This window comes from Paraburkholderia sp. BR10954 (assembly GCF_040965775.1).
Taxonomy (GTDB): domain Bacteria; phylum Pseudomonadota; class Gammaproteobacteria; order Burkholderiales; family Burkholderiaceae; genus Paraburkholderia; species Paraburkholderia youngii.
In genome coordinates, this window is the sequence record NZ_JBFRCK010000009.1 from 146,684 (window position 1) to 172,967 (window position 26,284).

At 63.5% G+C, this 26,284-nt stretch carries 21 protein-coding genes and 1 pseudogene; 7 read left to right on the forward strand and 15 right to left on the reverse strand.

Annotated features, from left to right (window positions below; all coding sequences use genetic code 11):
* Window positions 1-4 precede the first annotated feature (4 nt).
* Window positions 5-1,009, forward strand: a complete 1,005-nt coding sequence (locus AB4Y34_RS15810; protein ID WP_176107395.1) for a substrate-binding domain-containing protein — start codon at window positions 5-7, stop codon at window positions 1,007-1,009.
* A 272-nt stretch (window positions 1,010-1,281) separates the two neighbouring features.
* Here the strand turns inward: AB4Y34_RS15810 and AB4Y34_RS15815 are convergent.
* Both AB4Y34_RS15815 and AB4Y34_RS15820 read right to left on the reverse strand, forming a co-directional pair.
* Window positions 1,282-1,413 (reverse strand): annotated as a pseudogene (locus AB4Y34_RS15815) (aldo/keto reductase); the annotation flags it as partial.
* A 372-nt stretch (window positions 1,414-1,785) separates the two neighbouring features.
* Window positions 1,786-2,796: a dienelactone hydrolase family protein gene (locus AB4Y34_RS15820; RefSeq protein WP_368716555.1), complete on the reverse strand. Its 1,011-nt coding sequence runs from the start codon at window positions 2,794-2,796 to the stop codon at window positions 1,786-1,788.
* A gap of 404 nt (window positions 2,797-3,200) precedes the next feature.
* On the opposite strand from AB4Y34_RS15820, the gene AB4Y34_RS15825 reads away from it, so the two are divergent.
* Entirely contained in the window at window positions 3,201-3,674 is a 474-nt protein-coding gene (locus tag AB4Y34_RS15825; RefSeq protein WP_368716556.1) for a carboxypeptidase regulatory-like domain-containing protein, read from the forward strand.
* A gap of 63 nt (window positions 3,675-3,737) precedes the next feature.
* On the opposite strand, the gene AB4Y34_RS15830 is transcribed toward AB4Y34_RS15825, so the two are convergent.
* The 8 genes from AB4Y34_RS15830 to AB4Y34_RS15865 form a co-directional block, all read right to left on the reverse strand.
* Entirely contained in the window at window positions 3,738-6,038 is a 2,301-nt protein-coding gene (locus AB4Y34_RS15830) for a molybdopterin cofactor-binding domain-containing protein (RefSeq protein ID WP_368716557.1), read from the reverse strand.
* A complete protein-coding gene (locus AB4Y34_RS15835) occupies window positions 6,035-6,517 on the reverse strand; it encodes a (2Fe-2S)-binding protein (RefSeq protein ID WP_368716558.1) in 483 nt (160 codons plus the stop codon). The genes AB4Y34_RS15830 and AB4Y34_RS15835 overlap by 4 nt, the downstream gene beginning before the upstream one ends.
* A complete protein-coding gene (locus AB4Y34_RS15840; RefSeq protein ID WP_368716559.1) occupies window positions 6,514-7,818 on the reverse strand; it encodes a cytochrome c in 1,305 nt (434 codons plus the stop codon). Before AB4Y34_RS15840 ends, AB4Y34_RS15835 begins: the two co-directional genes overlap by 4 nt.
* 106 nt (window positions 7,819-7,924) lie before the next feature.
* Entirely contained in the window at window positions 7,925-9,514 is a 1,590-nt protein-coding gene (locus tag AB4Y34_RS15845) for an aspartate:alanine exchanger family transporter (RefSeq protein WP_368716560.1), read from the reverse strand.
* Window positions 9,515-9,539: 25 nt separating this feature from the next.
* Window positions 9,540-11,333: a PTS glucose transporter subunit IIBC gene (gene ptsG / locus AB4Y34_RS15850; protein ID WP_368716561.1), complete on the reverse strand. Its 1,794-nt coding sequence runs from the start codon at window positions 11,331-11,333 to the stop codon at window positions 9,540-9,542.
* A 22-nt stretch (window positions 11,334-11,355) separates the two neighbouring features.
* Window positions 11,356-13,902 (reverse strand): phosphoenolpyruvate--protein phosphotransferase, encoded by a 2,547-nt coding sequence (gene ptsP, locus AB4Y34_RS15855; protein ID WP_368716562.1) that lies wholly within the window; start codon window positions 13,900-13,902, stop codon window positions 11,356-11,358.
* An 824-nt stretch (window positions 13,903-14,726) separates the two neighbouring features.
* Window positions 14,727-14,945, reverse strand: a complete 219-nt coding sequence (locus AB4Y34_RS15860; protein WP_246391999.1) for a hypothetical protein — start codon at window positions 14,943-14,945, stop codon at window positions 14,727-14,729.
* A 59-nt stretch (window positions 14,946-15,004) separates the two neighbouring features.
* On the reverse strand, window positions 15,005-15,382 hold the full coding sequence (locus tag AB4Y34_RS15865; RefSeq protein ID WP_368716563.1) for a hypothetical protein: 378 nt from the start codon (window positions 15,380-15,382) through the stop codon (window positions 15,005-15,007).
* A 374-nt stretch (window positions 15,383-15,756) separates the two neighbouring features.
* On the opposite strand from AB4Y34_RS15865, the gene AB4Y34_RS15870 reads away from it, so the two are divergent.
* Window positions 15,757-16,995 (forward strand): MFS transporter, encoded by a 1,239-nt coding sequence (locus tag AB4Y34_RS15870; RefSeq protein WP_368716564.1) that lies wholly within the window; start codon window positions 15,757-15,759, stop codon window positions 16,993-16,995.
* 93 nt (window positions 16,996-17,088) lie between these two features.
* Here AB4Y34_RS15870 and AB4Y34_RS15875 read toward each other — a convergent pair whose 3' ends face one another.
* The 3 genes from AB4Y34_RS15875 to AB4Y34_RS15885 form a co-directional block, all read right to left on the reverse strand.
* Entirely contained in the window at window positions 17,089-17,427 is a 339-nt protein-coding gene (locus AB4Y34_RS15875) for a ribbon-helix-helix domain-containing protein (protein WP_176368476.1), read from the reverse strand.
* Between the two features lie 129 nt (window positions 17,428-17,556).
* Window positions 17,557-18,135, reverse strand: coding sequence for a DJ-1/PfpI family protein (locus AB4Y34_RS15880; protein WP_368716565.1), 579 nt, complete (start codon window positions 18,133-18,135; stop codon window positions 17,557-17,559).
* Window positions 18,136-18,368: 233 nt separating this feature from the next.
* Window positions 18,369-18,854 (reverse strand): MarR family winged helix-turn-helix transcriptional regulator, encoded by a 486-nt coding sequence (locus tag AB4Y34_RS15885; protein ID WP_176107409.1) that lies wholly within the window; start codon window positions 18,852-18,854, stop codon window positions 18,369-18,371.
* A gap of 223 nt (window positions 18,855-19,077) precedes the next feature.
* On the opposite strand from AB4Y34_RS15885, the gene mhpT reads away from it, so the two are divergent.
* The gene (gene mhpT / locus AB4Y34_RS15890; RefSeq protein WP_176120509.1) at window positions 19,078-20,307 is read left to right on the forward strand and encodes a 3-(3-hydroxy-phenyl)propionate transporter MhpT; all 1,230 of its coding nucleotides are present in this window, start codon (window positions 19,078-19,080) and stop codon (window positions 20,305-20,307) included.
* 51 nt (window positions 20,308-20,358) lie between these two features.
* Here mhpT and AB4Y34_RS15895 read toward each other — a convergent pair whose 3' ends face one another.
* Window positions 20,359-21,264 (reverse strand): amidohydrolase family protein, encoded by a 906-nt coding sequence (locus AB4Y34_RS15895; RefSeq protein ID WP_368716566.1) that lies wholly within the window; start codon window positions 21,262-21,264, stop codon window positions 20,359-20,361.
* Window positions 21,265-21,297: 33 nt separating this feature from the next.
* Window positions 21,298-21,741: a MarR family winged helix-turn-helix transcriptional regulator gene (locus AB4Y34_RS15900; RefSeq protein ID WP_368716567.1), complete on the reverse strand. Its 444-nt coding sequence runs from the start codon at window positions 21,739-21,741 to the stop codon at window positions 21,298-21,300.
* A 175-nt stretch (window positions 21,742-21,916) separates the two neighbouring features.
* Here AB4Y34_RS15900 and AB4Y34_RS15905 point away from each other — a divergent pair, with 175 nt between their 5' ends.
* The 3 genes from AB4Y34_RS15905 (at window position 21,917) to AB4Y34_RS15915 (ending at window position 26,277) form a co-directional block, all read left to right on the forward strand.
* Window positions 21,917-22,744 (forward strand): p-hydroxycinnamoyl CoA hydratase/lyase, encoded by an 828-nt coding sequence (locus AB4Y34_RS15905; RefSeq protein ID WP_176107413.1) that lies wholly within the window; start codon window positions 21,917-21,919, stop codon window positions 22,742-22,744.
* A 38-nt stretch (window positions 22,745-22,782) separates the two neighbouring features.
* The gene (locus AB4Y34_RS15910) at window positions 22,783-24,234 is read left to right on the forward strand and encodes an aldehyde dehydrogenase (protein WP_176107414.1); all 1,452 of its coding nucleotides are present in this window, start codon (window positions 22,783-22,785) and stop codon (window positions 24,232-24,234) included.
* Between the two features lie 162 nt (window positions 24,235-24,396).
* On the forward strand, window positions 24,397-26,277 hold the full coding sequence (locus AB4Y34_RS15915; RefSeq protein ID WP_368716568.1) for a feruloyl-CoA synthase: 1,881 nt from the start codon (window positions 24,397-24,399) through the stop codon (window positions 26,275-26,277).
* Window positions 26,278-26,284: the final 7 nt, after the last annotated feature.

The following is a 26,284-nucleotide window of genomic DNA, read 5'->3' on the forward strand; positions in this document are numbered from 1 at the left end:
AGAAATGATCAAGATCATGACGGGATTCCTACTAGGGGCGAGCGTTGTTGCGTTCGGCCTCGCGCCAACCGCCGGTGCCACCGAGCCGACCACGACGGGGCCGCTCGGCGCCGGGATGACGATGTATATGCAGATGGGCGGTAACCCCGGCGACGGCGCGACGCTGCCACGTCAGACCGGCGCTGCGGACGCGGGACATGCCCTCGGCATCAAGGTGATCGAGCAGTTTTCGGCCTGGAGTCCGGAGACGATGCTTGCGCAGTTTCGCCAGGCGATGGCGGCGCATCCGACGTGTATCGGCATCATGGGCCATCCTGGCGATCCAGCCTTCGCACCTCTGATCAAACAGGCGGTAGACCAGGGCATCATCGTTACCGTCGGCAATACGCCGCTGCCCGAAAACCAGAAGCTCTACGACGCGAAGGGCTTCGGCTACGCCGGCGTCGAGCTCTACATCGGCGGGCAGATCACTGCTCAGGCAATGCTCAACGCCGGGCTCAAGAAGGGCGACGAGGCGCTCGAATATGGCGTCTTCAACGAGAGCGTGCGCAGCCAGTCTGACCGTGGCCTTTCCGAGACGCTGGAAAAGGCCGGTGTGAAGGTGACGAGGCTCAATATCTCACCGCAGGTGGATGCCGATTCATCGCTTGCCGTGCCGATCCTGGTCGCCTTTATCCAGGCGCACCCTGATCTGAAGGCGATCGGCACGCAGCACGGCGGCGTGACCGGGTTCATTCCGCAGGCGCTCCAGCAGGCTGGCAAGAAGCCGGGGCAAATCATCGTGGGCGGCATCGATCTGGCGCCCGCCACGATTTCCGGGTTGCAGAACAAGTACCTCACTGCGACGCTCGACCAGCAGCTCTATCTGCAGGGTTTCCTGCCGGTTACGCAATGCGTGCTCTCGGCTGCCTATCATTTCGCGGGACTGACCATCAACACCGGCGCAGGTGTGCAGACACCCGCGACGATCGACTCGCTGATTCCGCTGATCAAGCGCGGGATCCGCTAGGAACTCGTGCCCTCCAGACGCGGACCGGTTACCTCTGCGCACCGTGTCCGCGAGCATCAAGAAGGTCTCCTTAAAGGGCGTTCTCCGCTCGTCAGGACGCTATGACGGCGCGTTGCCGCCAGCGGACAGTTCAGCCCAGTCCAGCTCTTGTACGAGTGTTCGGTACGCGTGATCCCCGATGACGTCTCTATTACGAAGGTCGATAGCCTTCGCGCGCGCGGCTGCAATGGCACGCCGCCTCAGTGGGCCGCCGGGGACTTCGCTCAGCGGGCTTCGAGCGCCGAGTGCAGCGTGGCGATGCTTTCGGTGCGATCCGCAGGACCGTAGAAATCCGACATGCCCATGCAGCCCAGCCCAAGTGCCGAAACCGTGGGGCCGTTGCGGCCCAGAGTACGCATCTTCATGCTGTTTCTCCGTGGTGTATTGGTTAATGAACGGCGTCCACCCCATCAATGCAATACACGCACGATGCTACTCCTGAATGTTATGGTTAAAAATTGCCAACCCCAGAAGACTTGGTTAATTGTCCGGAAGGCGAAAAGACATCCGACAGGTAAAGCGAGCTCTCCGCACACCCGGACGGACGCATTGAAATAGCGGCCCAAAAATGGGAGCCGGGAAAGCAGCGAGTGTTATGGCTATTACAGCGCCGATGTGCGCTTCATACCTGAAACGCGCATAAGGACGCATTGAAAGTGAAACTGGCTCTTGTCAGGAGACGGCCGTTCGTCGAAGCTCAGGACAACCCAAGTTCGCAAACGAACCGGCCTTCCGGGTCACGGAGCGGGCGCGCCAAGTTTGAGCGTACCCGTCACGAACTCGCGGACGGTCTTCCTGGCATCGATCGCGGCCTTTTCGTCGTACGCGAGGGTTGCTCCATACTCGACGCAGGGATCGCTGTAAGTAAAAAGCTGGCCAGTCGCTGCGTCCATGATTTGGCCGTTCTGTGCTTCGCTCAGTTGACAGCTTCTTATGGTCTGCGCCTTGGCGAGAACGATTGGCTTCGCCGCGGCTTTCCAGTCGAACATATGCTGGGCGCCCGAGTACTCGACGAACTTGATGTCTTTTCCCTTGGCGCGCAGTCTTTCGACGTATGCGCGGCATGACGCGACTGGAGCAAACTCATCTGCACTGCCATGAAAAACGAGCACGGGCTTGTCGTCGAAATCGTCATCGGCTCTAAAGGTCGTGTTGCAGTTCGGATAGAACGCGATGTACCCGGCGAAGCCCTTGCCGGAAGTGGAGCCATGCAATTGTTGAAACCGTTTGAGGTCGGCATATAACGCTGGTTGTCCGCCGCGTGATTCGCCCATCAGTATCACCCGCTCCGGATCGACTCTTGGATGCTTCTGGAGCAGGTCGAGTGCGCGATACGCGTCCTCGAGTTGCACGAGCCGGCCCAGTTGCCCCTGGTCGTTGAGCGTGCTGACGACACCGCGCCCCGCGAAACTGTCGACAACGAACGTGGCGACGCCCATCGCAAGGAACTCCTGCTGCCAGTCGGTGATACCGCTGTTGATGCCGCCCGATGGATGAAGCATGACGATCGCAGGAAGACGATCCGAACCCGCCTTGGGTAGGCTCAGCACTCCGGCAACGGTGACCGGCTTGCCCGCTTCTTGTCCGCCGAGGAACTGTTCGTCGGTGAGTGTGACCGACTGCAGCGGTAGAACCTCTGTCCGCACTACCTGTGCAGCGATTGAAGCGGGAAAGGCCGCACCCACACTTATCGATGCGACCAGGCATAGGTGCCGCAGTCCAGCACCGGATGGCGCGAGTAATGACATGGCGACATCCTCCTGACCGCGACGGCGCGTCTGCCCAATAACGTCTCTTTGAACATAGACGATTGAATGGGCTTCTCAAGATCGAGGCGGCGCCTAGCTCCGGCGTTCTGAAGAATGTCTTATAAGTTCTGGTCCGGGATTGGCTCAAACATTGCTGACCGATGCCGGGGACCATTTGCGCGGTATGCATGGCAGTGACCCATTGGCGTATCTACACTCTCCTACGCGCCCTATGTCGTATTATTCGTGATAAGTCCGCTGCTGACCGTGGTCGTGAGGTGCCCTCGCTCGTGGCCGGCCCCCGGCGCGCGATGCGTTTCCAACCTGGTGCAAGCGTTCTTCCACCCGACGAACCGGGCACGCACTCTAACCGGCAGTCGGCAATACTGTAAGGAGCAGTCACGATGAAAATGCAACGAAACGCTCCCTGGATCGCGTCGACCCTGCTCGCCGCGGCGTTCACACTGGTTCAGGCAGGCGTCGCGGTCGCGCAGACGGCTGCTCCGCAGAGCGCCAGCGAGATCCACCGGACCGGCATGCCACCGACGCAGCAGCAGGGCGACATATCGTTCGTGACCGGCGGAGTTGGCCGCGACGAGTCGACCGCGCTGCGGCAGGCACGCAGGCAGTGGCCGCTGTCTCTGCAGTTCACGGGACCCGGTGCGAGCTATGTGGCCGACGTCCAGGTGCAGATCGCCAAAGGCGGCGCTTCCGTGTTCGAGGCCACGTCGAAGGGGCCGTACATGCTCGTGCGGCTGCCTCAAGGGCGTTATACGATCAGCGCCACTTACAGCGGCGTGACCAGAAAGCAGACGGTGAACGTCCGCGGCAATGGCAGCGCGCGCGCGACGTTCTCGTTTCCGTCCGGCGGCCACTGAGCGCAGTCCCGGCGCCGCGCCGAAGATCGCGCGGCGCGTTCGTTTGTTAACGCGAAAGCCCCGTCACGCCTCGAGCATCTTCTTGCCGTTCGCCCCGAGCAACGGCAAGTCACGGATCCGCACACCCGTCGCGTCGTCGATCGCGTTCGCGAGCGCCGCGGCGGCCGGGCCTTGCGCCGCTTCTCCGACACCCAGGAATGGCAAGCCAGGCCGGTCGATCAACAGCACGTCCACGCGTTTGGGTACGGACGAGAAGCGCATGATCGGATAAGTGCTCCAGTCATAGCTCGTGATGCGTTGCGGATCGAATTGCGTTTCTTCATAGAGCGTCCAGCTCGCGGTTTGCAAAATGCCGCCTTCGATCTGATTGCGCACACCGTCCGGATTCACGATCTGTCCGCAATCGACGGCTGCGACGACGCGCTCGATGCTGAGCTCGCCGGTATCGCGCATTACCGTCACGTCCATCGCGACGGCAAAGTAGGCCATCAGGTTCTTGTATTGGGCAAACGCAAAGCCGGTACCGTGTGAACGCGGGCTAGCGTCGCCCGTTAGCGCGCTGTGAGCATGCCAGCCGAATTGATCGGCTACGGCGCGAATCACGCCATGTGCGCGCGGATCATCGAGATGTTTGAGGCGAAACGCAACGGGATCGGCGTGCGCGGCTCTGGCTAGCTCGTCGATGAAGCTCTCGATCGCGAACACGTTCATGTGCGCGCCGAGCGAACGCATCGCGGAGACGCGGATCGGCATCGTGGGCACGAAATGATGCTGCACGTGCAGGCTGGGCACGCGGTAGAGCGGAATGCTGTTGCGGTCGCCTCCGCCTTCCGGCATCGGAATCGGCTTCGGCGGCGCGGGGGTGAACGGCTGCGCAAGGAGCTGCGCGGGCAGCAGGCGGCCCGCATTCTCGATGCGGTTGTTATGCGTATTGCTCCATAGCTCGTAACGCCAGTCGGCAATCATGCCTGCCGCATCGAGCGTTGCCTTTGCGTCGACTGTCATGGCCGGGCCGAACGGCTCCCACATGTGTTCCTGTTCGCGCATCAATTGCACCCGCACCGGTCGACCAGGCAACTCGCGGGCGATCAGGGCGGCATCGGCCGCGACATCGTCCGCGCCGTTGTGTCCGTAGCAGCCCGAACCTTCCACATGCACGCAGTGCACCTTGCCGGGCGGCATCGCGAGCATTTCGGCGATGCCGGCATGCAGCGGATAGACGCCTTGCGTATGCGTCCAAACGGTCATCACATCGTTGTCGAGTCGCGCGACCGCGCACGATGGCCCAATCGAGCCATGCGTCAGATACGGCCTCGAATAGCGCGCCCGCAGCGTCGCCATCGGTGCGGCCGCGCCGGTCGCCGCGCCCCGATCGGCCACCGCGATTTCCTGTGCGGGCAGGCTCATCAGCAACGCGTGGACGTTCGCCGGATCGGGCAGCGGCGGCCCGGGCCGCCACTGCGCGGCGAGCGCCAGCTCACGCATCGCGAGGATCGCGCGCCATTCGTCGTCGGCGGCCACCGCGAGGTAGTTGCCGTTGCGCACGACCTTGACGACCCCGGGCAGCGCCTCGACACGCCCGCGATCGACTGCAACGAGGCTCGCGCCATAAGACGGCGGCCGCACGACGCGGGCATGCAGCATGCCGGGCAGCCGCAGGTCCTGGACATAGCTCGCACCGCCCGTCACCTTGCCCGGGATATCGACACGCGGCAGCATATGGCCAATCAGCGCGTAGGCCGATGGCGGCTTTCTCGGCGCGTCGGGCTGGGCGTTCTGATGCAGGTCCGCGTGTTGCACGGCTTCGCCATAGCTCACGCGTCTTCCGTCGGCGGCAATGACGGCGCCGTCGCGTGTCGTCAGAGTCGCTGCGTCGAGGCCCAACTGCGAGGCCGCGCTCGCGACCAGCAGCGCGCGCACCTGAGCCGCGGCGTTGAGGATCGCGGTGCCGCTGTCGGCCATCGTGTGACTGCCGGCGGTGTAGCCTTCGTTCGGCGTTCTGGTGGTGTCGGCGGTGATCAGCTCGATCGCATCAGGCGCAAGATCCAGCTCTTCCGCGGCGACCTGCAGCAGCGCGGTGCGAATGCCCGTGCCAAGCTCCGCTTTGCCCGTGAATACGCTCACGCGGCCGTCGGGGGCGACCTTGATCCACGCATCGAGCAACGGCGTGGTCTTGAGACTGCCCGGCAGCTTCGGGGCGCTCGCGTTGAAGGTGCCCGCTTCGGTGGTGGTTTGCGCGAGCGCGGCCATGACTGGCACGATCGCGAAGCTCACCATCAGCGAGCCGCCAACGAGGAAGCGGCGCCGCGCGGGGTCATCCGGACCGGTGCCGTGGGCGGCGGACAATGGGCGGCCGTCGCTCACGATTGCGCTCCCCCGCCCGTACGCGGCGAACCGCTCGCGACTTGCCGGATCGCCGCGAGAATGCGCAGGTGCGTGCCGCAGCGGCACAGGTTCGGCTGCATGTAGCGGCGGATCTGTTCATCGCTTGGGTGCGGGACTCGGTCCAGCAGCGTTTGCGCTCGCATGATCATGCCGGCGATGCAATAGCCGCATTGCGCGGCCTGTTCGTCGATGAAGGCTTGCTGAAGTGGTCCGGGATGTTGCGCGCTGCCGAGTCCTTCGACGGTTCGCACTGGCCGCTCGCCCACGGCCACGACCGGCATGAGGCACGAGAACACCGGTTCGCCGCCGACGCTGACCGTGCATGCGCCGCATTGACCGAGACCGCAGCCGAACTTCGCGCCGTCGAGCTGCAATTGGTTGCGCAGCACATAGAGCAGCGGCGTGGACGGGTCGACATCGACCGTCTGACTGACGCCGTTGACGTTGAGTGTGATCATCGTGGCAGGCCGTCCCTGCGAAATTGCGCGACCGCACGGGCGTCGAGCGTGGGCCACGCGTCGCGCGCGGTGAAGCGTTCGCGCGTGTAGTTGGCGAGCTCCGCTATCTGCGCATCCGTGAAGGTGTTGGCAAATGATGGCATGAAGGGCTCGCTATCGCTTTCGTGCCAGTCGATGCCATCGAGGATGAAACGGACCATGTTGCGAGGGCTGTCGGCGTTGACGGCCGTGGAAAGGGACAGCGACGGTCGAGCGCCCCCGTTCGACATCGGCGCGCCTTCGGCATGGCACGATGCGCAGGCCGCGGCGAACAGATTCGCGCCGCCGCCGGGCGCGGGGGACACGGGCGCGGAGGTAGCGGAGGGCGAGGCGACCGGATGCTCCGGCGCGCCTCGGCCCCCGGATGGCAACGCCAGCAGATACGCGGCCATCGCCTCGACGTCGGAAGTGGATGCGTCGGCGAGCGTCCGCGTGACGGGGCGCATCGGACCCGCCGCCGCGCCATGGGCGCTGGCGAGGCCCGTGCGCAGATAGCCGACGAGCTGAGCCGGCGTCCAGGGCGTGGGGCGTGAAGCGAGGTCCGTCAGCGCGGGTGCGTCCCATCCGTCGATCGTGCCGCCTTGCAGCGCGTGGTCGCGGCGCTCGGCGCCGAGGTGGTCGAGCGGCGTGTGGCACGCACCGCAATGACCGAGGCTTTCGACCAGATAACGCCCGCGTGCGAGCTCCGGCGCTCCGGTCGGCGACGGTGCGGCTTCGCTGGCGGTATGCAGGTAAAGAAGGTTCCACACGGCGATGAGGGGCCTGAAGCCGAGCGGGAAGATCAGCTCGTTGTGCGGCGCAGGCGCGCTGACCGGAGCGCGGCTCATCAGCCATGCATACAGCGAGCCGATATCGGCATCGCTCAGGTGCGTGAAGTGGGGATACGGGAACGCGGGGTAGAGCAGATGACCGTCGCTGGACACGCCGCGCCGCATCGCACGTTCGAACGCGTCGAGCGTCCAGCCTCCGATGCCGGTTTCGTTGTCCGGGGTGATGTTGGTCGAGTAAATGATGCCAAAAGGTGTTTGCAGCGGCAGGCCGCCCGCGAGGGGCTGGCCGCCCGTCGCGGTGTGGCACGTGACGCAATTGCCAATGGCCGCGAGCTTCGCGCCGCGCGCCGCGGCCGCGGTATCGCTGGCGGCCGCGAGCGGCGCAGTGACGGCACCCGGCGCGGGCTCCCGTGCATGCGCAGTGGGGCCGTGCGCGGCCATGAGGGCGACCAGAACAACGGCCACGCCCGCACTTGCCACCCGTCCTTTCATCTGGCCTCCATCGCCGGACCGTCCGCGCATCGTTGCAGAATGCGTCGCGGCTCTAAATCGAGCAAGCGGCGTTCCCGATAGCGGCGGGTCGCGATAACGGCTTCTCCTAGCCGGCAGCGACCGCGATGGCGATCTGCACGAACAGCACCTTGACGATGGTCATCGACGGAAAAATCATCGCGTACATGACGTCGGGCTGATCCGTCGGCGCGATGCGGTTGGCGAAGGCGAGAATCGCGGGATTGCCGGTCGCGCCGCAGATCACGCCGACCGATGTATCGAAAGACAGTCTGAAGATCCACAGGCAGCACACAGCCGTGACGCCGACGAGCACCAGCAGCGTGATCACGCCATAAAGCAGCAGCAGCGGTCCGGCGGTGCCGACGGTCGCAACGAACTTCGGTCCGCAAGACAGGCCCACCTGCGCGAGAAAAATCGTCAGCCCGAGATTGCGCAGCACGAGATTTGCGGAGAGCGGCATCACCCACACGAAAGGTCCGCTGCGGCGAACCTTGCCGAGGCACAGTGCGACCAGTAGCAACGCCGCGAGACCCAGGCTGAACGCGCCGAGACCGGGCGCGCGCAACGGGATCGCACCGACCAGCAGCCCCGCTGCCGCGCCGATGCCCAGACAGATGAAACTCAGCTCGGCCGTGCCCTTGATCGAATCGCCGAAGAACGCGCGGACCGTCGCCCGATGCGCGTTGTCGACGAGCAGACCGACGCGGTCGCCTGCCTCGAGAATCAGATCCGGGGTCGACAGCAGATCGGTATCACCGCGCCGCACGTGCGCGATCGCGCAGTTCACGCCGTCCGGATAGCGCAGATTGCCGAGCGCCGTGCCGACGACCGCCGGGCTAGACGCGAACACGCGCAGATAGTCGAGGTCTTCGCGATGACTCGAAATACGCCCGGGCTGCGACTCGCCGCATAGTGCGGTTGCTTCGTCGAGCGGGCGGCGCTCGGTGGCGGTGGCAAGAAGGACGTCGTCGGCGCGCAGCGTGAAGTCGTCGCTGGGCAACTGATTGTGATGCGCGCGCCGCACGGCCGCTATCGCCACGCCGGCAGGCAGGCGGGTCGAGAGCTCCGACAGCCGGAGACCGAAGAGACTGGCATTGCGCAATGCGATTTCCGCGGTCTCCAGCACCTTCGCGGTCGGCTTCGGTATTTTGGCTTTCAGGGCCGCGTTCAGCACATAGAGGAACAGGATCGGCCCAGCCACGCCGAATGGATAGGTGACGCTATAAGCCACGGCGGCATTGCTGCTTTTCATCGATGCGATGGCAACCTGCAGGCTCGCCGTGCTGGTGCCGCTGCCGGCGAACATGCCGAGCGCATCGGCGAGCGTGATGCCGAAGTGGATGAAGGCGCACGCCGCCAGACCCGAAGCGATCACGCCCAGACAGGCGGCCGCGTTGGCCTTCATGCCTTCCCGGCTCGTCAGTCCGCGGAAGAACTGCGCGCCGTACTGAATGCCGATGCCATACAGAAACAGCAGCAGACCGAGCGTGCCCAGCAACGCCGGCGGCGCGGATTTCGGCGCGAACGCGCCGAGCCCGAGTCCGACGAACAGCACGGCCCCCGAGCCCAGAGCCACGCCCTTGATAGTGATTTCGCCGACCAGGTAGCCGAGCGCAATGGTCAGAAAAAGCGCGAGCAGCGGCTGAGTTTCGAGGAAAGTTCTGACTGCTTCCATACCGCCCCCTATGTACGCGTCGCTCCTATCGCATTGCGCCTGCGAGGCTGCCCGAGCCGAGACCCACGATCAGATCGAGTGCACCGTTCTTCAATGCTTGCGTGGCGGCCACGCCCGCCGCTTTCAAGCCGGCCGCGTCGATGCGCGACGCATCCAATAGCTCGACACGCAACCGCGTGGCCGCCAGCGCGTCGAGCTTCAGGATGTTGGCCGCGCCGCCCAGCGCCGCACGAATCTTTTCCGCGCGCTCCGTTTCCTGCGCAGAGTGTTGCGCCGAGGTGGCCACGGCCGCTGGAGCCGCGGCAGTCGCGGCTGCTGCGCCTTCCACGCCGGGTGCGCCAGCCGCCGGCAGATCCGCTTCTGCGCCCGCTGTCTTCAGATAGTCCTGCATGTCGGTTTTCATGTTCTCCGACAACGGCCCGAAGATCGCCTGCACGCCGTTGCCCACGCGCACCACACCTGCCGCACCGAGCGCCTTGAGCTTGTGTTCGTCGACGCGCGCCGGGTCCTTCACGGAGATGCGCAGCCGCGTGATGCAAGCGTCGAGACTGGTGATATTGGAGCGGCCGCCAAAGGCGAGCACGAGTTCGCGCGAGCGTCCGCCCGCGCCGCTCGCGGCGACCGCCACGGTATCCGCCGTGTCGTCCTCGCGGCCGGGTGTCTTGAGGTTGAAGCGCGTGATGACGAAGCGGAACACGCCGTAATAGATCACCGCGTAAATTGGACCGAGAATGAAAACATACCAGGCGTGCGTGGCCTTTCCGCCGATCAGGTTGAACATCAGAAAATCGATGCCGCCTTGCGAGAACGTGAAGCCCATGCGCATGCCCAAGGTGTTCGCAACGAACTGCGCCGACGCCGCGAGGCATGCGTGAATCAGGTACAGCACCGGCGCGACGAACAGGAACGCGAATTCGATCGGCTCGGTGATGCCGGTGAGAAAAGAAGTCAGCGCGGCCGACACCATCATGCCGCCGACGGCCACCTTCTTCTCCGGCTTCGCGCAATGCCAGATCGCGATCGCCGCGGCCGGCAGGCCGAACATCTTGAACAGGAACGCCCCCGCGAGAATGCCGGCGGTGGGGTCGCCCGCGAAATAGCGGGTGATGTCGCCGTGAACTTCCTTGCCGGTCGTCGGGTCGACGAAGCTGCCCATTTCGAAGAAGAAAGGCACGTTCCAGATGTGATGCAGACCGAACGGAATCAGCAGACGTTCGACGAAACCGTAGACCGTCGCGGCGGTGCGCGGGTCCGAAACCGCCGCCCAATGCGAGAAAGCCTTGATTGCGCTGCCGATCGGCGGCCACACGAAGGACAGGATCGCGCCGAGCACTATCGAGCCGATCGCGGTCACGATGGGCACGAAGCGCTTGCCGGCGAAGAAGCCGAGATACGGCGGCAACGTGATCCGGTAGTAGCGGTTGAACATCCAGGCCGCAAGACCACCGGCGAGGATGCCGCCGAACACGCCGGTCTGGATCGACGGAATACCCATGATCGTGTCGGTTTCGATGCCCTGTATTTTCGCGATCACACCCAGCGTGGCCGTCATCACCAGATACCCGATCGTTGCGGCGATACCCGAGACGCCATCGTTCTCGGTGAAGCCGAGCGCGACGCCGATCGCGAAGATCAGCGGCAGGTTGGCGAAGATCACGTCGCCCGCGTTCTTCATCAGCGCGAGCACGACGGTCGGCACGTAACCGTGGAAGTCGGTGGCGCCGAGACCGAGCAGCAGGCCGGCCACCGGGAGTACGGCGACGGGCAGCATCAGCGATTTGCCGATCTTCTGCAAGACTCCGAACGCATGCGAGAACATGGCTGATCTCCTGTTGATCCGCTCAGTCGGCAAAGCGCGACAGATGCGCGCGGACTTCCGCGGCGGTGCCCAGACGCAGCACCTCGGCGGCGAGCTTCTTTGCTTCGTCGGTCGTGATGCGTGCAAGCTGGGCCTTGATCGAACCGACTGCCGGAATACTCACCGAAAGCTCGTCGATGCCAAGGCCGACGAGCACTGGCACTGCCATCGCATCCGACGCGATGCCGCCGCAAATGCCGACCCATTTGCCATGCTGATGCGCGCCGTCGACCGTCATGCCGATCAGACGCAACACCGCCGGGTGCAGCGCGTCGGCCTGCTTCGCGAGTTGCGGATGGCCCCGGTCCATCGCGAGCGTGTATTGCGTGAGGTCGTTCGTGCCGATCGAAAAGAAGTCGACTTCGCGGGCGAGCGGCTCGGCGATCAGCGCGGCCGCCGGGACTTCGATCATGACGCCCACTTTCACGCTTGCCGCGCGATCGCCGGCTTCTTCTAGCAGGATCTTGCGCGCCGCCCGCACTTCCTCGACCGTCGTGATCATCGGGAACATCACGTGCAGGTTGCCAAGCGGCGCCGCGCGCAGGATCGCGCGCAGTTGCGTGCGAAAGATGTCGGGACGCTCGAGGCTCACGCGCACACCGCGCAGGCCGAGAAACGGGTTGTCTTCCTTCGGCAGCGGCATATACGACAGCGGTTTGTCGCCGCCGACATCGAGGGTGCGGACCACGAGCGTGCGCTCGCGGCCGAGCGCTTCCGCGACGGCGCAATATTCGGTGGCCTGTTCGTCTTCGCTTGGCGCGGTGTCGCGCGCGTCGAACAGGAACTCGGAACGCAACAGTCCGACGCCTTCCGCACCGCCAGCGACCGCGTCGCGCGCTTCCTGCGCATTGCGGATGTTCGCGACGACTTCGACGCGGTGGCCGTCGGCGGTCATTGCGATTCTGCTTGCCGCGAGCTTTTCGTCTTCGCGTTTGGCGGCCTGGCGCCTGATGCGTTCGCGCGCCTTTTCCAGTTCCTCGGCGCTCGGATTGCGCCGCAAGCTGCCGCGCGAACCGTCGAGCACGACGGGCGTGCCGTCGGCGAGTTGCAGCGCGCGCGCGTCGATACCGCAGATCGCCGGAATGCCGAGCGAGCGCGCGAGGATCGCGACGTGGCTCGTCGCGCCGCCGGTCGTCGTGCAAAAGCCGAGCACCTTGCTGCGATCGAGCGACGTGGTGTCGGACGGCGACAGTTCCTCAGCGATCAGGATCGACTCTTCCGGCACGTCGATCTGCGCCTGCTTCACGCCGGCGAGCAGCGCGAGCACACGGCGGCCGACGTCGCGGATATCGCCGGCGCGTTCGCGCAGCAGCGGATTGTCGAGCTTTTCGAGCATGCTTGCCTGGTTCTGGAACGCATCGCGCCACGCGAACCCCGCGCCCTTTCCCTCGCTGATGCTGCTGATGGCGGCGTCGTTCAGGTCGGGATCGTCCAGCAGTTCGAGATGCGCGTCGAGAATCTGCGCTTTCGACGGATCGGCGAGCGTCGCCTTGAGCCCCTCGATCTGCTGACGCGCCTGATGCTGCGCCGCTTCGAGTTGCGCCCGTTCGCGTTGCGGCGACTCGCCCGCTTCGTTCACCTCGATCACTTGCTGGCGGAACTGCACGATCTTGCCGACCGAAAGCCCCGGCGAAGCGGAGACGCCGATGAATTCGTTGGCGTCGGCGGGAGCCGCCTCGCTCGGTGCCGGCACTGCCGCAGCCGGCGCGCTTGACGCGGCCGCCGCGGGTGCGGGCGCATCGCCGGGCTTTTCGCCCGATCCCTCGGCAAGCAGTCGCGCGACAGTGCTGGCCGCCTCCGCCGCGTCGGGACCGCGGGCCTCGACGCGCAGCTTGTCGCCGAACTTCGTTGCGAGCCCCATGAGCGCGACGACGGACTTGGCATTTCCGCTGGCGTCGCCGCGCAGCAAGCGGATCTCGGACTTGAATTTCTTCGCCTCGACCGCGACGACCGCGGCGGGCCGCGCATGCAGGCCCGCCGGATTCGGCAGCGTGATCTCGCCGGAGAGGACCGCGCCGGTGACGCTGGCCGTATCTTTGTTCTCCACGCTGCCGACTAGTTCGACGTACAGCGCGACGTCGGTGCCGGCGACGACGAGCCCTTTCGCGGGAACGTAGCGCGTGACGAGATCGCCGTTGGCGATGACCATTTGCGTGAGCAGGCTGGTTGCTTTTGCGCCGACCACGATCGGGTCGAAGCGGATCAGCGGCGTGCCCGCCGCGACGGCGTCGCCTTCCTTGACCAACGGCATGAAGCCCTCGCCGCGCAGCAACACGGTGTCGAGCCCGATGTGCAGCAGCACTTGCAGACCGTTGTCGCCGGTGATCGTTGTGGCGTGGCACGAGCTGTGGAGTTGCGTGACCTTGCCGGCAAGCGGCGATAGCAGTTCATCCGAGGTCGGATCGATCGATACGCCATCGCCGACCATCTTCTGGGCGAAGACCGGATCGGGCACGCTGTCGAGAGGAACCAGCACGCCCGAGAGCGGCGCCATCAACTCGATGCGCTGAGGACGCTGAGGAGCTTTCATCGCCAAGACTCCTTGTACATTGACGCTCGCCTGCGGTGGTTCGACTCGAGCCGCGTGAGCGCGACATTCATCCGTGCGGTCGGCATCATTGCCGGTTACGCCGCTCACCCAGTTGTGAGCGGCGCACGTTACAAAAGCTCGGTGACAGAAACTCGGGAAACCCAACTAGGTCGCGCATGTCGCCCGTATGCGCAAACTGCTGGTTACTCCTCGATGCGATTCTTCTCACCGGAAAGGCGCGGCAGTCTGATTTCGTTTGTGCGTGACATGTCGGCTTTCAGGATGGTTGCCGCCCACGCCTCGACCGGGGGTGGGCGGAGAAACGTCGGGCGCGCTGGGACGGCGTTGTTTGCGTGTGTCGGCCGCCTCGCGCCTGTGGGCGCCCGGCTTGCACCGTGGTCCCGGGAAAAGAACCCGGAAAGCGCTCTGAAAGAGAGCATATGTTACTGAGCGCAGATTGCAAGACGAGACGATTTCGGAAGGGGATTTTCCGAATTTTTCTAATTCCAGGCGGAAGACCGGCACGGCAATTATTAACTGGCGCGTCGCGCGGTTTTTACTTCTCTGTTTTATTCGCTTAGCGAAAGGCAGCGTCTGCTTTCATCTGCAACGACATTCACCGTATCGAACTCGACAAGCAATTCCGCGCCCAATTAGGCGGTTACGGATGCAATCGGCATATTGGGGCGGTTTTCTTTCCCGAAATACGTGCATTGAATTTGTTGATCAGGTCCATATCGAGCAAAACGGAATTGTTACGCTGACGGGGGGTGCCAAGTGAGCTTTAAGGTACCTTCAGAGCGCAGACTTGCCGTTTAGATGCGTTATTCCGGTCGTTTCTGCGGCTCTTGCGTGACCGACGACATGAGCGGCACTAATTCGGGTTTGTATCGAGCCAGGCAGTTGAGGATGGCGACACCGAAACGGCGAGCGATTTCGTCGTCAATCTTGTCGCCAAAGTCTGACAACAGAATGGGGAAGACCGTCCCGGTCAAAAGTGGCTGGAGAGCCGCCTCATCAACCATCTGAATGGTCAGTTCCATGTCCTCAGGAACGAAGCCGACAACGATTGATTTTGGTGGCTGGGGTGAGCGTGGAGTGTTCATATTGCTTGAGTGAATCCCATGCAAATGTTGTAGTTGTAGCGCGCATGGTCCATGCACGCCTGGACTGTTCCGTATCCGCCCATTGGCTTCCCGATAGCCCAACACAAATTGTGATCGTCTTCCCATCGTTGCATGCACTCGGTCTTTTCGGCCGGAGAAAGCCGAAAGGAGGCCGCCTCCTGGTTGATGTCATTAGGGGAAGATTGGAAGTGCGGGGCTAGTTGGCTCGCGTCGCGCGTGAGCTCCCATGGACTTGCTGAAGCAATGAGCTGGCGGCCGGTGCGCACTTCGTCGCTGGACGTGCTGCCGCGATATTCGTGCCGCGTTTGGAGCGTGCAACTGCGGTGGGCTCCCACTTTCAAATCAATCGCCATCCGTCTCCCAGGTACTGATCAGGCCAGTCGGTATAACTATCACGGAGCCCTATTGGACACGGCAAAAATGAAGTCCTCGAGCCGCCGCGAACAATGCAATACCGCGTTGGCAGCCCGATGCAAGCACTTCGGCGCCACTTACGAGATTTTCTAACATCGTGGAAGACTGTCAACGAAACGCATCACGCCGCTGATGACGAACGCTTTCATGCCGGCGCATATGAAAGAGGCTACGCGGTCGTTTCGGCCGTTAGCGGAATATCGTCGCCCGCGCATTGTTCAGCCACACCTTCTAGTCTTTTCATCGGACGACTCTTTTTCCAACGTGAGACCCCGCCTAAAGTGTCAGGCTTCAATCTGGCATCAGGGTCATCATGCACATCGATACACCTACGACTTCAGCGTCCCTGGAAGGGAATTCAACCTCCGCAGGTCAATGGCTATCCGTCATCGCTGTTGCGGTAAGCGCGTTCGCGTTCGTCACGGCCGAGTTTTTGCCCGTCGGGCTGTTGCCACAGATCGCACACGACCTCGGCGTGTCGACTGGTGTCGCTGGTCTGATGGTCACCACGCCCGGCGTAATGGCCGCAATATTGGCGCCGACGCTAATAGTCAGCGCGGGCCGCATGGACCGCCGGTACGTCTTCCTGCTCCTCACCGCGGTACTGTTGATCGCGAACGTCGTGTGCGCGATCGCACCGAACCTCGCGATCATGCTTGTAGGACGGGCTTTGCTCGGCGGCGCGCTGGGTGGCTTCTGGACTCTGGCGACGGCGGCGGCTCCTCGACTCGTGCAAGCAAAGGATGCCGCCAAAGCAACCGCGACCATTCTGACCGGCGTGACCTGCGCAACGGTGATCGGCGTGCCGCTCGGGACGTTCATCGCGTCGTTTGCATCGTGGCGCCACGCGTTCGCCGCGACCGCGGGCCTCGTGTCGCTCGCCTTGCTGGCGCAGGCGTTCCTCGTGCCTTCGTTGCCGTCGGCATCGGCATTGCGGATCGCCGATTTCAAAACACTGCTTCGCCGGCCTCATACGAGGCTGAGCATGGCGATGGTCGCGCTCGTCTTCGGCGCGCATTTCTCGACCTACACGTACATTGCTCCGTTGCTCGAACACGACTTCTCGTTGAGCGCCATCACCCTGTTGCTGTTCGGATTCGGTCTGATCGGCTTCTTCTCGAATGCATTGGCGTCGATGGTGATTTCGGACCATCTGAAGAAATCCGTCGCCGCGATGGTTCTGCTGCTATTGGGCGCGATGTCGTCGATGTTGCTGCTCGAGCATTCGCCGACCGGCGAGACTGCGGGGATGCTGCTGTGGGGAATCGCGTTCGGAGCGCTGCCGCTGTGCTTCAGCGTATGGATTCAGCGCAGCACGACAGACCTGCCCGAAGCGGGCTCGGCGATGTTCGTCAGCATCATCCAGGTCGCGATTGCGGCGGGTTCGGCAGTGGGAGGCACTATTGTCGACCGCGCGGGGATTCACGCTGACTTCACGCTGGGACTTGGACTCGCACTGCTCGGTCTCGTGACACTGCAACGGCTTGCTGTGCTGGAACGGCCGGCCGCTGCGTCTTCTCTTGATTGCGCATGCGATGCGTCGGTTGACTGACGCAACGGAACAAAAACAGAACAAATACGGCGCGAGACCGCACTCGCGATACCGGGCCGAGGCGACGCCGCGGCCCGCCAGGCGACGAATCCGTCACACAGCCGTCTTCACGACTCTGGGTTGAAACGGGGCGTTGAGCTGCACGTCGCCAGCGGCCTCGTTGCGGGCAGCGCTCGTCGACAGATAGCGCAAACAGCACACGCGCAGAAACGACGCGAAATTCAACGGCTCTTCGCCGCGCAACGCGATCAGTTCGTCGTGAAGCTTCACGACGAACTGGGTCGTCGTCACGTCCTCGCGGTTGGCGATTTCCTGAAGCACGTCCCAGAAGAGATTTTCGAGCCTCACCGTGGTCACGACGCCGTGAATGCGCAGCGCGCGCGTACGCGACTCGTAGAGGATCGGATCAGCGTTGACATAGACGTTGCACATTCGGTCAGCCCTTCTCGCAAGTGTTGACGTCGCAGGACGCGAAGCGCGCGGTGCGGTCGCTCATGCCGTCGTGATCGAGCGTAACACGGTTGCTCGCCCGCGATGCCGCGCTTCGGTCCTGGCGCTCCTTCAATGCGCGATGCGCGTGCCGAGCAGCGCAAGGAATTGCGCGATCCAGTTCACGTGCGAGGTCCAGGCGGGTGCGGTGACGAAGTTCTCGTCGGTGATCGCGTCGGGCCAGTCGAGCGCCACGTACTCCGCGCCCGCCAGCTTCACCTCGGGCGCGCAGGCCGGATACGCAGAGATGCGCCGGCCTTCGATCACGCCCGCCGCTGCAAGCAGTTGCGCGCCGTGGCAGACCGCGGCAATCGGTTTCTTCGCTTCGGCGAATTGGCGCACCCACCCAATCACCTTGTCGTTGAGCCGCAGATACTCGGGGGCGCGGCCGCCGGGCACGAGCAGCGCGTCATATTTCGCGGGGTCCACCGATGCGAAGTCGGTGTTCAGCGTGAAGTTATGTCCGCGCTTTTCGGTGTAGGTCTGATCGCCTTCGAAGTCGTGGATCGCGGTGCGAATCGCGTCGCCGGCGCGCTTGTCGGGCGCAACCACGTCCACCTGATGACCGACTGCCCCCAGTGCCTGAAACGGCACCATCAGCTCATAGTCTTCGACGAAATCACCGGCGATGATAAGAATGCGCTTTGACATGCTTCGTGTCCTCTCGAATCGGGTTGGGAAAGGCGAGGCGGACGCGCTATCGCGGTGTGCGCAAAGCGGCCGTTGACAAGCAATATAGCGATCGACGCAGTGGGCGGGGTAATACGCGGCTAAATGCCGACCAGGGATTTCACCGAGCTGAACGCAATTCAGCCCTCAGGCGAAAGAAAAAGAGTCGCGCTCGATTCGAGCGCGACTGCTCTTTTGTCATTGGAAAGGTCCACTCAACCACGCAGATTCGACACACATCGCTGCAGCACCTTGCGCAGCGTATCGACCGGGATTTCCGTTACTCCGTCCAGCATGGACGCTTCGAGCGTGTCGATCGCCGAATCGCATTCCTTCAGTACCCGGCGCCCTTCGTCGGTCAGAAACAGATGGATCAGCCGGCCGTGCGTAGGATGTCCAGCGCGTCCGACCCAACCGTTGGCCTCCATCGTTTTGACAACTTCGTTGGCCGACTGCGGCGTGATGAACGAGCGTTCGGCGAGTTTAGCGTTGGTCATCGCGCCGCTGGCGCTGATTACGGAGAGCGCGGTGAATTGAGGCAAGGTCAGCCCGAATTCACCCAGCACATCGATCAAACTGCGTTTGAGCAGGCGGTCCAGTTGGCCGACCACATAGGAAACGCGGGCAGGTGGCGCACCGGTTTTCGTTGAACCGGCCTGTTTGGCAAGGGGCGTTCGCCGCTTCTCCATTGTCTTGGTCATTATCAGGTTAGCTTAGGTGTTTCTACCAGGCATATCATATTCTACTTTCAATATCAGGTGTCCTGAGACTAGACTCATCACTAATTCCGGGGGTGCTGTGGGAAGAGTTCTGATAAGTGACGCAAAGATCATTGTCAGAAATCTTCTCCTTCCCATGGCCGCTTCGTCGAACGACGAAGCGTAGCTGGCCACTGGTAATTCAATCAAAGGTCAAGGAGACGTCATGTCAAGTGTTGCTAATCGGTCGAGTGCCGTGGGCTCCAGTACTGCACTAACGTTGGCATTGTGCTTTCTCGTCGCGGTGCTGGAGGGTATCGACCTGCAGTCCACCGGCGTTGCGGCGCCTCGGATGGCGCACGAGTTCGGCTTGTCGGTCGGCCAGTTGGGGCTCGCTTTCAGCGCCGGCATGTTGGGGCTTTTGCCGGGCGCGATGATCGGCGGCAGACTTGCCGACCGGATCGGCCGCAAGCGCGTCCTAATGATCTCAATGGCGGTATTCGGCATCTTCTCGATTGCGACCGCGCAGGTCTGGAGCTTCGAAAGTCTGCTGATTGCTCGCCTGCTGACGGGCATCGGGCTCGGCGGCGCGATGCCGAACCTGATCGCGTTGTCTTCCGAGGCGGTCGATCCGCGTCACCGCAACACGGCGGTCAGTGTCATGTATTGCGGTATGCCGGTCGGCGGCGCGCTTGCCGCATTGATCGCCGTGCTGAGCGCGGGTGCTACTGCGTGGCGTCATATCTTCTACGTAGGCGGAGTCGGACCGCTGCTCATCATTCCGCTGCTGATCGCGTTGCTGCCTGAGTCACGCGAATTCGCCGCCGAGTCGCGGGAATCAACTGAAGCGGACAAACCGCTGCTTTCGACGCGCGCAGTCCTGTTCGGCGAGGGGCGCGCCGCGGCGACGATCGGTATCTGGATCAGTTTCTTCTGTACGCTGATCGTTCTTTATTTCCTGCTGAACTGGTTGCCTTCGTTGACCGTCGGGCGCGGCATGAGTCGTTCGCAGGCCGGGATTGCACAGATCTTTTTCAACGTCGGCAGCGTGATTGGCGTGCTCGGCATCGGTCTGCTGATGGATCGCTTCAGACAAGGCCTGTCGGTCACGGCAATCTACGCGTGCATCGTCGGTGCGTTGGTCGCGCTTTCGCAGGTCGCCAGCATCGAGACGTTATCCGTTGCCGTGCTGTTCGCCGGCATGGGCGTCGTCGGCGCGCAGTCTATGCTGTATGCGCTGTCCGCCGCGAGCTATCCGACCAGCGTGCGGGGTACGGGCGTCGGCGCCGCGGTGGCGGTGGGACGCGTCGGTTCGATCGTCGGCCCCGCCGCCGCAGGGCAATTGCTGTCGATGGGAAAAAGCTCGGCCCTCGTTATCGGCGCGAGCGTGCCGGTGACCATCATCGCGGCGATTACGGCATTGCTCGTCATTCGCTCCAACGCCGCGAAACGCTAAGCATTCGTTGATGGACCGAGATGGCCCGGCGCTTTCGCGCCGGGCCATTTTTCATGCGTCATTCGCGATTCGTCTTGCGTCGGCCCGCAAACCCAGCAAGCTGACGGCATTCTCTTTCAGAACGAGCGGCTTCACTTCGGGCTTGATGTCGAGCGTGTCGAAGTCCTCCAGCCAGCGGTCCGGCCGGATCAGCGGGAAGTCGGACGCGAACAGCACCTTGTTGCGCAACAGCGTATTCGCATACTTGACCAGCTCGGGCGAAAAGTACTTCGGCGACCAGCCCGACAGATCGATATACATGTTCGGCTTATGCAGCGCGATCGACAGCGCCTGCTCCTGCCACGGCCAGGACGGATGCGCGATCACGATCTTCATGTCTGGAAAGTCGACGGCCACATCGTCGAGATAGATCGGCTCCGAATACTTGAGGCGCAGGCCGCCGCCGCCATGCATGCCCGAGCCCATGCCCGAATGTCCGCTGTGAAAGACCGCCGGCAGCCCGTACTCGGCGATCACTTCATATAGCGGGTACGCCATGCGGTCGTTGGCGAAAAAGCCCTGCATCGTAGGGTGAAACTTGAAGCCGCGCACGCCGTGCTCGTCGATGAGCCGCCGTGCTTCGCGCGCGCCGAACTTGCCTTTGTGCGGATCGATGCTGGCGAACGCGATCATGATGTCGGCGTTGTTCTGCGCGAACTGCGCGACCTCTTCGTTCGAAATGCGACGGCGCCCGACGTTCGCTTCGCAGTCGACGGTAAACATCACGAAGCCGATCTTGCGCTCCCGATAGTGCTCGATCGTTTCGGGAATGGTCGGGCGGCGCCCTTGTTTGAGCACGGTGCCGAAGTACTTGTCGGCGGCTTCGTCGAATTCTTTGGCAAACAGGTCTGGCGGTTGACAGCACGACACCTCGGCATGCACGTGGGTGTCGATGGCCTTCAGTTGATCGATGTTCAATGGCGTCTCCTATGTGTAATTAAGGCTGATGCGTCAGGCTGCGCGAAGATTGCGCACGCACGTCGACAGCAGGTCTTTCAGCATCTGTGAACCGTGTTCATCGATTTCGCCAAGCATCGATTGCTCGACCCTGTCGGCGGCACCGTCGCACTGATCCAGCAATGTTTCGCCGGCCCGCGTCAGCGACAGCAGCCCGACGCGACGGTTGAACGGATCGGCCACGCGCGTGACCCATCCGTTCGCTTCCATCGATTTGACGACCGCGCTGGCCGCTTGCGGCGTGATCAACGAGCGCTGCGCGAGCTGCGCGTTCGACGAACGCGCGCGCGCCCGCAGCACCGACAGCGCCGTGTATTGCGGCAACGTCAGACCGTGCGACGCGAGCGCTTCGGAAAGCTGCCGCGTGAGAAACTTGTCGAGCTGCCCGGCCAGGTAGGTCAGACGCACCGGGGCGGCAGCATGCCTTCGATCGCGCACGTTGCGCCGCACCGTGGCGCCTGGCGTGGTTTCGAACCCTGACGGCTTTCTCTTGATCGTCGGCATAGGCGGTTAGGGGTTTGTACCAAGACCTCTACATTGTACTTTACTTATCAGGTCGCCTGATATTAAATTGAGCTCAGGCCGCGAGGGCGGCATTGATACGGAGATGCAGATGAGTTACGAAGGACGCTGGAAAACGGTCAAGGTCGCGGTGGAAGGCGGAATCGCCTGGGTCACGTTCAACCGTCCGGAGAAGCGCAACGCGATGAGCCCGACGCTGAACAAGGAAATGATCGACGTTCTCGAGACGCTCGAACTCGACGCCGAAGCCCAGGTTCTCGTGCTGACCGGCGAAGGCAGCGCGTGGACGGCCGGCATGGACCTGAAGGAATATTTCCGCGAAGTGGACGCGGGTCCGGACGTGCTGCAGGAGCGGATTCGCCGCGACGCGAGCCGCTGGCAATGGCAATTGCTGCGCATGTACTCGAAGCCGACCATCGCGATGGTCAACGGCTGGTGCTTCGGCGGCGGCTTCTCGCCGCTCGTCGCCTGCGATCTGGCGATCGCAGCGGACGAAGCCGTGTTCGGCCTGTCCGAAATCAACTGGGGCATTCCGCCGGGCAACCTCGTGAGCAAGGCGATGGCCGATACTGTCGGGCATCGTGAAGCGCTGTACTACATCATGACGGGCGACACCTTCACGGGTCCGCAAGCCGCGAAGATGGGTCTCGTGAACAAGAGCGTGCCGCTCGCGCAATTGCGCGACGAAACGATCGCTCTCGCGGCGAAACTGCTGAACAAGAACCCGGTCGTGCTGCGCAACGCGAAGCATGGCTTCAAGCGTTCGCGCGAACTCACGTGGGAGCAGAACGAGGACTACCTGTACGCGAAGCTCGACCAGGCGAACTACCGCGATCCGGAAGGCGGCCGCGAACAGGGCCTGAAGCAGTTCCTCGACGACAAGAGCATCAAGCCGGGCTTGCAGACCTACAAGCGCTAAGCGGCGCACTTCACCGCCACGACTGAGGAGACGAACACATGCATCAAACGAACCTGTTGATTGGCGGCGCGAAACGTGCCGCGTCGAACGGCAAGACTTTCGAGCGCATCAATCCCGCGACGGGCGCGGTGGCCACCCGCGCCGCGGCGGCCACCGTCGAGGACGCCGATGCGGCCGTCGCCGCCGCGGCGCGCGCGTTCCCGGCATGGGCGGCGCTCACGCCGACGGAACGGCGCAAACGCCTGCTCGCCGCCGCCGACCGCATGGACGCGCGCACGGCCGAGTTCATCGCGATCGGCGCGGCCGAAACCGGGGCGATGGCGAACTGGTACGGCTTTAACGTGATGCTCGCGGCCAACATGCTGCGCGAAGCCGCGGCGATGACGACACAGATCGACGGCGCGGTGATTCCTTCGGACGTGCCGGGCAGCCTCGCGATGGCCGTGCGTCAGCCGTGCGGCGTCGTGCTCGGCATGGCGCCGTGGAACGCGCCCGTGATTCTCGCGACGCGTGCGCTCGCGATGCCGCTCGCGTGCGGCAACACGGTCGTGCTGAAGGCGTCGGAAGGGTGTCCCGGCGTGCATGCGCTGATCGGCGAAGTGTTGAACGACGCGGGTCTCGGCGAAGGCGTCGTCAACGTGCTCACGCATGCGCCGGAAGATGCGCCCGCGATCGTCGAGCGTCTGGTCGCGAATCCCGCCGTGAAGCGCGTGAATTTCACCGGATCGACGCGGGTCGGCCGCATCGTCGCCGAGCTTTCGGCGCGCCATCTGAAACCCGCGCTGCTCGAACTGGGCGGCAAGGCGCCGGTGCTCGTGCTCGACGACGCGGACCTCGACGCCGCGGTCGAAGGTATCGCCTTCGGCGCGTTCTTCAATCAAGGCCAGATCTGCATGTCGACGGAACGCGTGATCGTCGATCGCAAGGTTGCCGATGCGTTCGTCGAGAAGCTCGTCGCGAAAGCGCGCACGCTGAAGGCAGGCGATCCGACGCAGCCGGGCTCGATTCTCGGCACGCTAGAGAGCGAAGCCGCCGCGCGGCGCATTCGCGCGCTCGTCGAAGATGCCCGCGAAAAGGGTGCGAATCTGCCGCTCGGTTGCGAGGTGAACGGCGCGATCATGCAGCCGGTGATTGTCGAGAACGTTACCCGCGAGATGAAGCTATATGCTGACGAATCGTTCGGCCCGGTGGTGACGGTACAGCGCGTGGACGGCGACGAAGAGGCGCTGACGGTCGCCAACGATAGCGAGTACGGCTTGTCGGCGGCCGTGTTCAGCCGCGATATTGCGCGTGCGATGAACGTCGCGAAACGCATCGAGTCGGGCATCTGCCACATCAACGGCCCGACCGTGCACGATGAGGCGCAGATGCCGTTCGGCGGCGTGAAGGCGAGCGGTTATGGGCGCTTCGGCAGCAAGGCGTCGATTCCCGAGTTCACCGAGTTGCGCTGGATCACGGTGCAGACGAGCCCGCGTCATTATCCGATCTAGACGTCGGCTTCCGGCCGCAATGCCCTACGGGTAGGAAAAGCGATACAACCAACATGGGACCAGAGTAAGCGCTAAAGCGCTAATTCTGGTCGACCGCGATAGATCGCATGGGACCAGAGTAAGCGCTAAAGCGCTAACTCTGGTCGACATAGGAGACAGGTTTTGGAATCGGAGCACAGCCACGCAAGCTCTCTGGCGACCGGATACCGGAGCGTCGCCATCGGAGCGCCTTCCTCGCGGATCGAGAAACGCGGCGACTGCTGGTACCTCGAGTCACTTGAACCTCTGGGCCCGTTTCCGGAGCGCTTTACCGACCGCTTGCTGAGCGGCGCACGCGCGCATCCCGACCGGCTGCTCGTCGCGCGACGCGATGCCAATGGCGCGTGGCAAGGCATCACATATGCGCAAATGCTCGAGCGCGCGCGTGCGATCGGGCAGGCGCTGCTCGATCGCGATCTCAGCGCCGAGCGCCCGTTGGTGATCCTGTCGGGCAATAGCGTCGAACATATGCAGCTCGCACTCGGCGCGATGTGGGCCGGTATCGCTTATGCACCGGTGTCGCCGGCCTATTCGTTGATGTCGGGCGATTACGGAAAGCTGCGCCATGTCCTCGAACTGCTCAAACCGGGTCTGGTCTACGCGGACGATATCGGTGCATATACAACGGCGCTCGATGCCGCGCTGGATGGCGAAGTTGAACGTGTCAGCGCGGCGCCCGCGCCGAACGCGTCCAGGGTGACGCGCTTTAACGCATTGCTCGACACCGTCCCGCGCAACGTCGACGCGGCCAACGCGCGCGTGAATGGCGACACGATTGCGAAGTTCCTGTTCACGTCCGGCTCGACGAACCTGCCGAAAGCCGTGCCGACCACGCATCGCATGCTGGGCGCAAACCAGCAGATGCTGCTCGAAACCTTTCCGCAGTTCGGCATCGAGCCGCCGGTCCTCGTCGACTGGCTGCCGTGGAATCACACGTTCGGCGGCAGCCACAACGTCGGCATCGTGCTGTACAACGGTGGCACGCTCTATATCGACGACGGCAAACCCATCGCCGGCAAATTCGACGAGACGCTGCGCAATCTGCGAGAGGTCGCGCCGACCATCTACTTCAACGTGCCGAAGGGCTGGGAAGAACTGACCATCGCGCTGGAAAAGGATGCGGTGCTGCGCGAGCGGTTTTTCTCGCGCGTGAAGATGTATTTCTTCGCGGGCGCCGGTCTGTCGCAGGCGGCGTGGGAGCGTCTCGAACGCGTGACGCTCGAACATTGCGGAGAACGCATCCGCATCATGGCCGGCCTCGGCATGACCGAAACCGCCCCGTCGTGTCTGTTCACGACCGGACCCGTATCGTGCGCCGGCTATATCGGCTTGCCGCCGCCGGGGTGCCAGGCCAAGATCGCGCCCGTCGATGGCAAATTCGAAGCACGCTTTCGTGGCCCTCACGTGATGGGCGGTTACTGGCGCGCATCGCCGGCGCTTCAGAGCAGCGTGTTCGACGACGAAGGCTACTACCGCACCGGCGACGCCGTGCGTTTCGTCGACCCGCAACGTCCGGAACTGGGCCTGATGTTCGATGGCCGCATTGCGGAAGACTTCAAGCTGGCGTCGGGAACCTTCGTCAGCGTTGGGCCGATGCGCGCGCGCATCATCAGCGAAGGGGCGCCCTACGTTCAGGATGCGGTCATTACGGGGATCAACCGTGACGAAGTCGGCGTGATGATTTTTCCGCGCCTCGACGCGTGTCGCGCATTGGCGGGTTCGCCCGCGGATGCGAGCACGGAGGAGGTGCTCAACACGGCCCCCGTGCGCGATTTCTTCAGCGAACTCGTCGCGCGGCTGAATCGGAGTGCGACGGGCAGTGCGTCGTTCATTGCCCGCATGCACCTGCTGAGCGTGCCACCGTCGCTCGACCTCGGCGAGATCACCGACAAAGGCTCGATCAATCAGCGCGCCGTGCTCCAGCACCGCGCCGCGCTCGTGGAAGCCATGCACGAAGCCGACGCAGCCGACGCGACGGTGATCCATGCGCGCAAAGGCAGCTAGTCCGGGG